Source organism: Rhodococcus sp. BH5 (genome assembly GCF_027583855.1).
Taxonomy (GTDB): domain Bacteria; phylum Actinomycetota; class Actinomycetes; order Mycobacteriales; family Mycobacteriaceae; genus Rhodococcus_F; species Rhodococcus_F qingshengii.
On sequence record NZ_JAJHVW010000036.1, the window covers coordinates 1 to 12,295 of the forward strand.

11 protein-coding genes and 2 pseudogenes are annotated in these 12,295 nt (G+C 58.4%); 9 read left to right on the forward strand and 4 right to left on the reverse strand.

From position 1 onward, the window contains the following. Positions 1-273 precede the first annotated feature (273 nt). A pseudogene (locus tag RhoBH5_RS31670) lies at positions 274-717 on the forward strand (IS30 family transposase); the annotation flags it as partial. A gap of 61 nt (positions 718-778) precedes the next feature. Here the strand turns inward: RhoBH5_RS31670 and RhoBH5_RS31675 are convergent. The 3 genes and pseudogenes from RhoBH5_RS31675 to RhoBH5_RS32860 form a co-directional block, all read right to left on the reverse strand. Then, positions 779-1,129 (reverse strand): annotated as a pseudogene (locus RhoBH5_RS31675) (hypothetical protein); the annotation flags it as partial. 235 nt (positions 1,130-1,364) lie between these two features. Further along, entirely contained in the window at positions 1,365-1,721 is a 357-nt protein-coding gene (locus tag RhoBH5_RS31680; protein WP_270009500.1) for a histone-like nucleoid-structuring protein Lsr2, read from the reverse strand. A 739-nt stretch (positions 1,722-2,460) separates the two neighbouring features. After that, positions 2,461-3,138: a transposase gene (locus RhoBH5_RS32860; protein WP_442972503.1), complete on the reverse strand. Its 678-nt coding sequence runs from the start codon at positions 3,136-3,138 to the stop codon at positions 2,461-2,463. On the opposite strand from RhoBH5_RS32860, the gene RhoBH5_RS31685 reads away from it, so the two are divergent. The 6 genes from RhoBH5_RS31685 (at position 3,021) to RhoBH5_RS31710 (ending at position 9,237) form a co-directional block, all read left to right on the forward strand. Beyond that, a complete protein-coding gene (locus tag RhoBH5_RS31685; protein ID WP_270009501.1) occupies positions 3,021-3,287 on the forward strand; it encodes a hypothetical protein in 267 nt (88 codons plus the stop codon). The genes RhoBH5_RS32860 and RhoBH5_RS31685 overlap by 118 nt on opposite strands. Before the next feature lie 1,658 nt (positions 3,288-4,945). Continuing rightward, on the forward strand, positions 4,946-6,265 hold the full coding sequence (locus RhoBH5_RS31690) for a Rep protein (RefSeq protein ID WP_270009502.1): 1,320 nt from the start codon (positions 4,946-4,948) through the stop codon (positions 6,263-6,265). 132 nt (positions 6,266-6,397) lie between these two features. Beyond that, complete coding sequence (locus RhoBH5_RS31695; RefSeq protein WP_270009503.1) at positions 6,398-6,526, forward strand: hypothetical protein; 129 nt, start codon at positions 6,398-6,400, stop codon at positions 6,524-6,526. Beyond that, positions 6,526-7,017: a hypothetical protein gene (locus RhoBH5_RS31700; RefSeq protein WP_270009504.1), complete on the forward strand. Its 492-nt coding sequence runs from the start codon at positions 6,526-6,528 to the stop codon at positions 7,015-7,017. Before RhoBH5_RS31695 ends, RhoBH5_RS31700 begins: the two co-directional genes overlap by 1 nt. Before the next feature lie 622 nt (positions 7,018-7,639). Next, positions 7,640-8,410, forward strand: coding sequence for a hypothetical protein (locus RhoBH5_RS31705; RefSeq protein WP_270009505.1), 771 nt, complete (start codon positions 7,640-7,642; stop codon positions 8,408-8,410). A gap of 41 nt (positions 8,411-8,451) precedes the next feature. Next, positions 8,452-9,237, forward strand: a complete 786-nt coding sequence (locus tag RhoBH5_RS31710; protein ID WP_270009506.1) for a hypothetical protein — start codon at positions 8,452-8,454, stop codon at positions 9,235-9,237. 79 nt (positions 9,238-9,316) lie between these two features. On the opposite strand, the gene RhoBH5_RS31715 is transcribed toward RhoBH5_RS31710, so the two are convergent. Further along, positions 9,317-10,123 carry a CPBP family intramembrane glutamic endopeptidase gene (locus RhoBH5_RS31715; RefSeq protein WP_270009507.1) on the reverse strand — a complete coding sequence of 269 codons (807 nt, stop codon included), beginning with the start codon at positions 10,121-10,123 and terminating at the stop codon, positions 9,317-9,319. An 866-nt stretch (positions 10,124-10,989) separates the two neighbouring features. Between RhoBH5_RS31715 and RhoBH5_RS31720 the strand changes: the two genes are divergently transcribed. Both RhoBH5_RS31720 and RhoBH5_RS31725 read left to right on the forward strand, forming a co-directional pair. Beyond that, positions 10,990-11,802: a ParA family protein gene (locus RhoBH5_RS31720; protein WP_270009508.1), complete on the forward strand. Its 813-nt coding sequence runs from the start codon at positions 10,990-10,992 to the stop codon at positions 11,800-11,802. A gap of 1 nt (position 11,803) precedes the next feature. Beyond that, entirely contained in the window at positions 11,804-12,100 is a 297-nt protein-coding gene (locus RhoBH5_RS31725; RefSeq protein ID WP_270009509.1) for a hypothetical protein, read from the forward strand. The last annotated feature ends 195 nt before the right edge of the window (positions 12,101-12,295 follow it).

Genomic DNA, 12,295 nt, shown 5'->3' on the forward strand with positions numbered 1-12,295 from the left:
AGTCGCACACGCTCAACCCGCGACCACGGAAACGACTCCAATGGCGAACCCCCGCTGAAGCTTGGAACGAACACCTACGATCAATCCAACAGCAACGTGTTGCTTCGACCAACTGAATACGCCCCGCGCATCGGCGGTCAGTCAAGTATCGCGGCAGGCGAAGCTGGTTGCAAATGCCGAGCTTCGTTCTTACGTCCAGGGGAAACTGACGAAAAGGCGGTCGCCGCAGCAGATCAATCACCGACTGATCAGGACTTCCCAACCGCTCCGGAAATGCGGGCGAGCGCCGAGACGATCTACCAAGCGATCTACGTCCACGCCCTAGGCGATCTCACACGTGAACATGGAAAGCAACTGCACCGCGGTCGAATTGCGCGCAAGCAGCATAAGCAGCCCGATGCGCGCCAGCCGCGATTCCTCGACCCGATGAACTCCATCAGCAATCGTCCGGTAGAGATTGACTCGCGAAAAGTGCCAGGTCATTGGGAGGGCGATCTCATCATCGGTGCACTGGGTGGATCGGCGATTGCGACACTAGTCGAACGCTCCTCCCGCTTCATGATGCTCGGGCACCTCGGACGTGACCGGACCGCCGAAGCCGTCCGCGACTCTCTCATCACCACCGTCCGTCATCTGCCCGCATCGCTGCGAGGAACACTGACCTGGGACCAAGGCGCCGAGATGGTCGAGCACCGGGCATTCGCCGCCGCGACCAACTTCGACGTCTACTTCGCAGACGCGGGCGCTCCCTGGCAGCGCAGCAGCAACGAGAACACCCCACCTCCCCGATCCCGCCGAGACGCTCGATCGCCGCGCGGCGTTGCGCACGCTCGGCAACGTCCGCGTGCGGGACGCGGCCCTGTTGCGCCCACCGACGCAACGTGCGATCCGAAGGCGGTTTACGGCCGGCGTCGATCGCGGCCTGGCGCAGACCCTCGTTGCCGATCTCTTTACGCACCTGAGCGACCGAGACTTTGCTCGTCAGTCCTGCCAGTCCCCCGGTCTTGACGGTTTTGGACTTCTCGACTCCGCTGGTCGCGGCATTGGAGACGGACACCTTCAGCCCGTCCAGCCCGACCGCCTGTTGCACGGGCTTCTTCGACCGAGGCTTCGGGAGATGCAATGCCATCGCTACTCCCCTTCCTCGCCTGATGTGAATGCGCCCTTGTCGCAGTCCGCGCATGGCGATCGGACTGCGACTACACAGGAAAAGAAAGTTGAGGCCCCAGATTCAAGCTCAACCCCCAGCGCAGCAGCAAAGAAGGACCAAAAGATTCAAGCATCACTGGTGCACGACTGACCATATCTACCCAGAGTCGATTGTCAGATCAGCAGCGAAAGTCCCGTAATCTCGATCTGATAGATCAATGAGATGCATCGAACGCGGCTAGAATCTCCGTTTTAACTCGCCCGCGTGGCGCTACCTCATAGCCATTCTTCGATGCCCAATCACGAACTGCCTGCAACTGCTCCTTTGATCTTCCGGATCCGGAAGTGATCTCAGCGACATCAGCCCTGCGGCCTCGACGTCCAATCCCGACTTTCTTCGCCACCTCCACGAAGGGTCTCAAAGCGGCATCGAACTTGTCAGCATTGGTCGGCCGCAGGTCAATCAGATAGTCCGTACCTTGATATGAGAATTGAATCCGGTCCCCGAAGCCTTCATCGATCAAGTTTCCGTCGAGATCGTCGATAAGTTGCCGGATCATTTTTTCCGCCATACATCCTCATTTCGCTATAGGTATTATCATTGATGACATTCATCATATAACAAAGGTCGAAACACATCAAGAACGACATTGCTGCTAGTGGCGAGGCCAGTCCGACCGACCAACGACTTCTACCCAAGCAATCAAGATAAATAATTCAAAAGTAGATATTATGAAGAACTGTCATCAACTTCTGCCGCCCTCCCCAGCAGCAAACAGGTCATGAGCCTGCCACGTCATCCTCGGTTCATGCGAGCGGGCGGAATAACCATTTCCGGTTGCCACTAAAAGTATGCAGGCAACACTAAACGCGTCATCACTTCCTCGCCCTTGGTCGGGCTCAACCGGTGTTTGCAACGGCCCTGATCTGGGGTGATGACAGATGGGCCGATCCGGGTTCACCGCAAGTAAGAAGCAAGTCGCTACATTCTTCGCCATGCGAGATAGTGGAAGCTCGATCGAAAAGGCAGCGAAAGCCGCCGGGGTCATCAAGCCCACCGGTCAACGGTGGATCGGCAACGCGATGGAGTCGGTTGTCAAACGCGAAATAGATCGCAATCGCGACGGGGCTCCCACGGCGTACGCGCCCGAATACCCTAATCTGCCAAACTGGTTGTCAACATCGAACTCCGCAACCAGGTCATCGCATGGCTGACAGACAAATGGTCACCGCAGCAGATCTCCGCGATACTCGCGGTAAGGTTCCGTGCAGACTGAAGATGCGCGTGTCCTACGAAAGGATCCAGGCCGTCTATCTACATGCCGAACAAGATCTTGATCGCCGATCGGCGGGCCGCGATCGGGGACCGTGCAGTACCCAGGAATTGGGAGTCTCAATACTGTTGTCAAGCAACAAGAGACCAGGCGACAGAGGCAGTTTCCTAGTGTACATGGTGCGGTCGCGGAGCATGGCCCAGATGACGTTGATACGATGGAGGGCGAACGCAATGAGAGCCCGCTTGTGCGATTTCTCTTCGCTCCGTTTCTGGTCGTAGAACGCCCTGACGCCGGACTGTTCTTCAAGCTCGACAGCGGAGCGAAGTAACAGGTTCGGAGCAGCCGACGATTGAAGCGGCGAGGCCGATGAAAGGTTTCCTCTGATCCGCCCGGAATCCCTTGGGAACGGCGCCAATCCGGCGACGCCAGCAAGCCGGTCGGCGAAATCGAATCCGTCCAGGTTGCCGCCGATGTTCGCAAGAAACGTCGCGGCAAGCACCGCCCCGAACCCGGGCAGGCTTAACAGCACGTCGGCGTTCTCGTGGCAGGCGAATCGTTCGGTGATCTGGGTGTCGAGGTTGGGCCGGTGCCGAGGTGCTCGGCGAACTGGCCAGTTCGTGGTCGATCGCCGTGATCTCGGCGGCCAGTTTCGCCACCAAAACTGATCCCGTCGCCTGGGTTGCCGGCATCGAGCGCTGCGAGTTGGCCGCATCGACAGCTTTCTTGGCGACGGCGGCACTGGTGCTTGCAACCGCGCTTCTTCAACCAGGCGGTAAGCCTGACCATTCCGATGTTGGCGCAACCCATCCGGTATCGAATACCCGGAAAGCAAACGTCAAGGCGGCCTTGCTCTTGAAATAGGCGAAGGCACGCTCGAGCGCCGGAAAATACCCCAACATCGTGGCGCGGACCCGGTTGATCGCGCGGACCCGGCCACAGATTAGCGTTGAGATCGAGCAGCACGATTTCGTCGTTCTCGATGCGTTTGGACAATAAGACCGTCCCGCTCTGATCGATCACGACGCAATGATGCGTCCACTTGCCCGAGTCGATTCCAGCCACACAGCCGGCATAAGTGTCTCCGTCCCTTCGCTCCCGTTCCTTCTTTTGTTGGCCCTGTCAATAACCGCGCCGGCGCGTCCTTACCCAACGACCGATGTCGTAAATCTCACAGCGGTCGAGTTATCGTCGGCCAGCAGGCGGCCATTCTCAGTGAGCCGTCCAACACGGCAGGGCGATCTGAGCCATACCCGCTGCCCGACGGTGATTCGAACATTACGACAGTCCGAAATCGCCCACTACAACAACGCAAGGAGGGAGACCTGATCATGGGCAGAACAACAAATCTGCGATAGTGACTCTCGACGAGCGTCACGACCACCGCGTAGACACACCAAACCGCTAGTCCTGACACGCGCGACACACCGACAAGGCCGATGTTGCCGTTTCCGAAGCAGTTTCTGTTTAGGCTCATCACATGGGACGACCAACTAAGGGTGCACGCAAGTGCATCTCCGTGCGCGCACCCCTCCAACAGCACAAGTTCTACGAAGACAGGGCAGACGAGCTTGGAATCGATCTCGGCGACTACGCCCTACTCGTCATGGCTCGGGCAACGAACCTTCAGATTCCCGACTATATCCTCAAAAAACTGGATCCAGACAAGCTCCGCGAGCATGACACCCGCTATGCAACCCTGCCGGTAGTTACTCATGAATACTCGGCACTAGCACGAACTGTCCCTAGTTAGCGAAAGACCCCCACTGCTTGGCGGCGCGAGGGGGTCTTTCGACTCTCGGTCCTAGCTAGGACCTATCTACTACTGCTCGGTCGGGAAGGACCTATGACCATTCTAACCAGACCTGCCTCACCCGTGCGATATGCGCGATCCTGCGTGTCGAAGGCAACCTCGTGACTGCTCTCTCCTCGGGTTGCGCATCGCCAGATCGAACGTCCTCATTTGACCAGGTCGGTGCTGCTGTCGAGCGTCTCGGCGGCGCTGGAACCCGCAGCACTACGAAATTGATAGTGTTTTCCTCGTTTTTCGGCGCGGTCGCGCTGATAGGGGACAACAACTTACGTGGAGCTCTGCGTCGTGGTCAGACTCGACCTCCGCTATGGAGATCTCGACGCCTGTTCACTGCGGATCCGCCCCCTCCTTCCGGACAATGCCGTCCAGTGAACAGGCTCACATACATCATCGCCAGACGGGGGGCTCATCTCGTCCTTTGGCTAACCCTGGCTCCGCGTGGCTCACCCAAAGGAAGCTTGCGCGTACACGCTATCCCCTGATTCATCACCAGAAAGGCGTCACACAGCAGCCAGTGCACACGGTGAACGACCTCGATATCTAACTCCATAGACGCAGTAACCCCAGGAACGACGAAACCCCCTTGCGGGGGTTTGTGAACCAAGTTCGTCAAGTTAAGCGAGAGCCTGTGCCGGGCTCCGGTCGTAACTGGTGAAGAAGAAGTGTGCCGCTTCAACTTCAATACTGCATTTCCTGAAGGAACAAAACCGTGCAGGTCTTGTCTCAGGGTAGCTCATACCCTGAACCAGGTACAACAGTACCCAAAAGTGATTCGTTCGGCGCGTCGCACACCGACAGCGCCGCCGAAAGCGCTGCTCATTCGGCGATAAACGACATCGACGCCGAATGGGCCCAGGCGGTCCGCATCGCAAAAGAACGCGTCGAACAACTGGAAAAGTTCAACGCCGAGAGCGGCCAGCGAGGCACCTCGTGGGCCCTTCCCGTCGAGCCGTCCGAACAGTCCCGCGTTCCCATCTGGTCCGGCCGCACCGAATGGCTGCGCCAGCTCCGACACCAGGTCACCGAAACCGAACACGGCCGCACTGCACTTGCTGCGAACCGCATCGCTGTCGACACCCTCATGGCATGCGCCAACGCACACGCCCGTTTCGCCGAGACCCGCACCGGCCGCGGAGTTACCGCATCGAAAGCCGTGATCGCCGAACATGCAGGGGCATCCAACAGCACCATCATGCGTTCACGCCGCGTGCTCAAAGCCCTCGAAATGGGCGTCGAACACGCCAGAGGGCGCACCCTCTCGACGTCGGAGTACATGGCCGCGGAAGCACATCACGGAGGCCGTCAGCACAAGGCAGCGTCGACCTGGTCGCTCTCCTCGCCCAAGTCCGTCGTGATGACCACCCCCCCGCTCGAACGCCCTCGCCGCGGCCGTCGCACTCGCACCGTTGCCCATACGGTGGTACGCCCGAACAACACCACCCCGCGCGAGCACACCAAGGCCACTGCCAGCGGAAGCTCCAACCGAACCCACCGTGACCCCCTATCTTCAAGTGCTCTTGTTTGTTCTTTTTCTTCCGTAGGAAGTTCTCACCAACGCGCACGCGCGAGGAAAACCACCTCCACCGACACCCAACGACCAATCGAATTGCAGCGAGCTGCCGCAGCGCTCGCAGCCCATGCACCCGTTTTCAACACTTCGAGCCACATCGGAGTGATCGCAGACGGAATACGTGCGGCCGGCATCGACCCCACCCGCTGGACCGGCCGAGACATCGCTCAGGCCCTCTCACGGCACACCGCCGACAACGGCCAGATATGGCCCACAGCCAGCGAAATCAAGTCCCCGGCAGCGTTCTTGCGGTTCAAACTCGCGCAACTCGACTGGACCTGCCCGTCGCCCAGCGAGAAGCGCGCGAAAGCCGATGCTCTCCGTCGTCGAGAAATTGCAGAACGCCAGGCAGAACATGCACGTCGGGATGCTGCACAAGCCTCGTCGTCTACCCGAGCTGCTGCCCGGGCCGCCTTCGCGCAGCACATGACACAAACCCGTGTGGCAGCGCTGAAGTGAACGACAGGGCCTGTGCTCGGGAAGTTCGCGATGGGTTATTCACTCCGTATCGAATCTCTGACCCCCACCGATGTACACAATGCGTGAGCATTTACGCAGGTTAAGGCGCAATTCGGAAGCAGAGGACGAGCGATGGAACCCAACGACGTGGACAACTCCGGCAATGACAAAGAAGACCCAGCAAACGATTTCAGCTGGGTGGACTACGAATCCATCACCAAAGGTCGAGACTCCAAGGACGACGAGACACGGGACAAATAATGAGCGATCAGGGAGTTGAATGGGCATCCTATATCAAGGATGAGCTCAGACACGAATACGCCCGGGAGGAGGCACTCACAGCTCGCGGATCGGTGCGCCTGACGTCTGTAACGGCCATAGTGACAATAACTTTCGGTGCTTTCACCCTTCTGAAAGCCAGCCAAATACAGGTAACGGGAGTGGCGCTGGTCGCAGTGATCGTAGGACTCGTTTTTCTAACTCTTGCTGCGATCGCAGCAAGTTTCACGGGTGTGATGCTTCTGAAGTACGACGTTACGACGGGAAAAACGCTCAGTGCGATGGTCAAAGAGAAGTGGAAGATGAGTGAGACACTGGCACGAAACTATGTCGCGGTATTCAATGTGCGGACGATTTCTACCCTACGGCCAGCGAACGAGGTCAAACGCAAGTTCCTGCTGGCTTCCGCCTGGTTTCAGACCGCGGCCATCATCTCGTTCGTGGTTGCGGCTTTCGTCGTTGTGACTAGGTAGGTCGTACCGCTGGCTCCCTATTCTCGAACGGGGCCGGCGTCCGGCCCAGTCGCCGACGAACTGGCAGAAATGATCGACGCCGCAATTCGACACAGAGAGCCCCGCCAGTAGATCCGTCAGACTCAAACATGTCGTTCTAGACAGTTGGAGGTGGGTGGGGAAACGCGCCGTCCCTCGTCGTCTCGGGGTGAGCCGCTGCCGTGCGGGTGATTCGCCGAAATCCCTTCGCCTTTGTACAGGAGAAACCTGCGCTCCCAGGGTTCATAGGCTTCAAAGTGGTCCCTGTACTCCGCTAATATCACACCTGCAACAGAGGTAAATACCTACCGCACCAGTTCGATGTGACTCCCGCAAAAAGGTATATGTCTTGACTGCATAAATTCGTTCTTGCTCCCGCACCAGGGTGGTAGTTCGCGGCTTGTGTTTCACATTTTTTCGCGACAGAGTGGGCAGTAACACCGGCTTGACCAGGTGAAACAGTAGATGGGTTCCGATCGGGCACAAGGGAAAACACTTGTGAATGAAAAGGGCCCCTGACGCCATAAGCGCCAGGGGCTACCTTCAATGTTTTGCAAGGTCTCAAGCCCTCGCTTCTACAACAAGACTAGCAAGGAGCTGTCCCGTGGTTCAACCGTCCACCCTCGCGTGCGTCACCTCTCACCTGACCCCTGCGCGCTTGAGCACGTACCTCCACCACGCCAACAACCATCACGGGCAGGCGTTGCAGCTGTATCGGTGGAACACCGAGATGAGCGGCGCTCTCCAAGAAGCATTGAGCATTGCGGAGGTCTTTCTCCGGAACACCATTGATGCCCAACTGCGAGTCTGGAACGCCACGCAACCGCCTCGCGGTGTGCAGGCATACGACGGGCAATGGGTGAAGACTCCGGCGAGACCGTTGTACGGAATCCTCAATTTCCGCGGCAGAAACGGTGCCGTGCACTCGATCTACGAGAGCGCTCGCAGTCGAGCCGCGAGTGATATGAACCTGCGCCAACCCGGTCATCTCCGGCACGGTAAGCCGGTTGATCATGATGACCTCGTGGCGCACATGACCTTCGGTGACTGGAAGAAGCTCATTCCCAAGAAGGACGCGCGGCATGCGTCCGGAATAGGTCCGGGTCCGCAACGTGACATGTGGAATATGGCGATAGACAAAGCATTTCCGAATCACCCGAACCCGCAGGTCATCTGGTTCTGGGTCGATCGACTGCACGCCATACGGAACAGAGTCGCGCATCTCGAACCTCTCTGCGACCTCACCGACGTCGAAATCATGGGCTACCACCGCACGATTGCACGTCTACTGCGCGCAATCGACCCCCCTCTCGCCGAGTGGTACAGCGGGCACAGCCGAGTGCCCGAGGTCTGTAAACGACGACCGGTCTTCTGAACCGGCCACCACGGTCGACGAATCCGACGCAGGAGCATGCGATGAGTACCACCCGGCCGGAACCCACCACCGAGTCGCGCACCAACATGGAACAGCTGACATCGGCGTCCAAAAGGAAAACGGGACTGCAACTTCCACACTCGTTTTTGCGGAGCGAAGACGGACTTCCTCCGCTCCTGAGTTTGCTCCGGGGCGGTAGGAGTGGCGAAGTGCGCCTGAAGCTGTACCTCACCGCCAGCTTGATTGCCGCGGCCCATCCTCACGAATACCGACGCAACACTCCCGCCCGCGCATGGGCGGAGCTGCTGAATCTCCCGAAACCTGCGACGGCCGGCGCACGCCGCGTCTCGGATGCATTCGAATGGCTCGACGATCACGACTATCTACGCGTGGACAGACGCCGCGGGGTGCCGCCCAAGTTCACGCTCCTGAGTATGAATCTCGACGGCAAGGGATATGTGAAGCCGACCACGGAATACGTGGCGGTTCCGCTTGGGCTGTGGACCCGCCATTGGATCAACGCGTTGAGTGGAACCGAGTTGGCCATCCTCCTGGCCATCCTCGATCTGCCGGGGAATGACGATCCCCACAGCAGGCAACCACGGTTTGCCACGGGTGAGCAGAAGGACAAGTACGGATTCTCGGATGACTCGTGGACGCGGGCAACGAAACAGCTGGTTCACCTCGGTGTGCTCGAAGTGACTAGGAAGGTCGCCAACGGTGGAATGAGTCAACGCCGCAACCGGAACATTTATCGGCTGATCGACCCACATCTGGATACTGAGCCGACCTGGCCCGTCACCTGCTGGGACAGCATTGAAGAGTAACCATGCATGGGTTGGGTGTGCGCGAATACAAGAAATAGTTTGTGGCGGAGCATTATTGAGAAACCCGCGAGTTGTCTGATCAACGAATCCAATTCAGCACCCCGAACGCGTCCAAGTTCCCAGCAGCGTGCGCGACGATGGCTGGCCACAATGACCGGGTCGTGAGAACGAGGGGAAAGATCACCAGCCCGAACGTGGCGGCTGAGAGGACATTCCACGCTCCGTATTCCGCGTGTGAGATGCCGAACAGGGCAACGCTGACGACGACGTACCAGAGCATGACTCCGGCGGCTAGTGCTGCACGCAGACGCTGGTCATTGACGTGATCGCGGAACTGCCACAACGACAGTCCTATCCCGCGGAAGAGGATTTCCTCGGCAATCACGTGGGCAACGATCGTCAGTGTCATCCAGGCCACCGGAACGCCCGCATACCAGTCGTTGCGGTTCTCGCCGGTGATCTCCGTGGAGATACCCGTCGCCGACCGCAAGGAGATACCCGTCGCCGACCGCAAGATCGGATCCAGAACCGTAGTGCTCAGGTAGACGAGGACGATCGGAATCCCCACGCCGAGTATCAGAGCTTGAGCGGCTTGATGACGAGGCCAGATTCGGGGCAGTGCGAAGATCCCCGGCGGAGGAATCTCGCCCAGGAACTCACGACGGTGATCGGGAAAGTAGATGACGCCGAGAGCGAGAACCAAATACAAGAACACCAGTGAGATCGGCACAGCGCTGGCAGCTAACCACGGTCTGACCGGTTGCTGACCGGCGCCGGTCAGTACCATCGCGCACATCAATCCAGCGAACAGGACGGCGACAGACCTCCACACGATCATTCCGAGTGGCAGAGGCGCGAGGCTGTCGTGGGCTTCTATGCGAGTCACCGACGTATTCCACCATCTCCGAACGGCACTGACAGGATCTGTGGCCGTGCGCTGCTCTACGGAGGGGCCGCCGAATCACTGAATGGTGTGTGTGGTCGTCGTATCCGAAATCTCCACGACTAACATGCCAGCTTGCTGCCTTGTTAACAAGACAGCGCTAGCTGTGTCCTTGAACTCTTGGTTTCGCAATCCTGCGTGTGCGCATCGTCAACTGGCGCACTCCCCCACTGCCTGCTCTTACACTTGCCTTCGAGTTTTTGCGGGTGGAGGCCGTTCGGCATCAAGCGTCCACAACACGTGGCGGAGGATTTTCAGTGCGATTCGGCCCTGCGAAACGCCTTGGTTGGGAGTCCTTGACGAAACGTCACGTGACGGCATTTTCGCTTGCTTGCATGACGACAGATCGGCTGGCCGCGTTGTTGGCTAGCGATCTTGTTAACTAGTTGGGTAGCAGTGCTTCGAGGTGTCATCGCGTCCCCCATTTCTCGGACCTCGGTTGGCAAGCCGACAAGCCCGCAAGAACAAATGTTGGCAAGTTAGCTTGTCGGCTAGTTGTCAACAGTCCGGATTGGTCGACTTCGACCCGCTCGCGCTTGCTAGCAAGCTGACTTGCCGGAGTGGGGTCGCCCCTTGTGAACGCCGTCGAGTAAGAACCTTCCCGATATGTCACCTTGAAATGCATGTATGCGTCGAATCCGGTGAGCTTGCTTGCAGATCGACATGGTCGCATGTCGACAAACTGGCAAGATCAGAACTCAACAAGTTAACAAACTAATAAGTGCAAAAGTTGAATTGTCTGCTTGTTAATTAGTTAACATGCGTGTAAGTTGGCAGGAGCACACTGTCCGTCAACCCGAAGGAGTCCGATGACCAGGACGATTGCATTCGCCAATCAGAAGGGCGGTGTCGGGAAGACGACGACAACCGTCAACATCGCGCGCGCGGCGATCACGGACCACGGTCTCAAAGTGTTGGTGATCGACGCGGATCCGCAGGGCAACGCGACTAAGGTCCTTGCTCCCGATCATCAAGGCTCGCTGGAACGGTCGCTGGCCACAGTCCTCGACAAAGCTAAGAGCACTCCAATGGCGGAGGCGATTGTCGCGTCCGAATGGGACGGGTTGGATGTTGTGCCTGCCGGCAGTGATGATCTTGCTGACGCGGCTCAGAGCCTGGTGACGATGAAGGCTGGCCGCGAAAGTCGGCTCAAGAAGGCGATTGCGGAAATTGAAGACCGCTACGATCTGGTCCTCATCGACTGCCCTCCGAGTCTCGACCAACTCCCGATTAATGCGTTCACTGCCGCTGACGGGTTGGTCGTAGTCGCTGAACTGGGGCAATTCGCGCTCGATGGACTGGACCGATTGCTCGACACCATCGAGATCATCCAGGAATACACGAACGCCGACTTGAAAATTGTCGCTGCAATCATCAACGACGCTCAGCAGACGAAGCGGATGGACTACTGGCGAAGCGAGCTGGGAAGCATTCTTGAGCAGCTTCCTGTGCCTGTTCCGCTTCTGGATCCGCCGGTTCAACGAGCGACTTTCATTGCCGAAGCCCAGGAGTCGGGAAAGGGGCTGGACGAGTGGGGCACCCCCAAGGCTTCCGTTCTTCATCAGACTTATGTGCAGTACCTGGCGACGATCCTGACCGCACTGAATGAAGTGGAGAGCTGAAATGGCCACGAAACCACAACCTCGCGCGTCCAACTTGAGTGCACGACGCTCCGGCCATCCCGCCATCCCGGTGGAACAGCGCGAAATTCTCGACACGCCTCAGCCGGAAGAAGCCCGGTCCGTAGCGCCTGCGAGTTCTGATCTAACTGATGATCCAGGCGCGCGGACGGCGCAGGTCTCCGCGCGGGTCACGCGCGCACGAAGGGCCGCGTTCAAAGCGAAGCTCGCGCAGCTCGGAACCACGATGGACGCAGAGATCAACAAGTGCATCGACGAAGTTCTCAAGCGGGAAAGCTGACAAGTCGGCTAGTTATGTTCTTAACAAGCTGATTTGTTCTCATTGCTCTCATTCTTGCTGTGAAGACGCCAAAGAAGCCCCGCCGGAGATCACCCGGCAGGGCTTCATCGACCGGGAACCCGTGGAAGGAAGACCCGATCATGACCGACTTTAATCTCCGCGCCGCACGTATCCAGCTTGGTGCGTTGCTCGTTG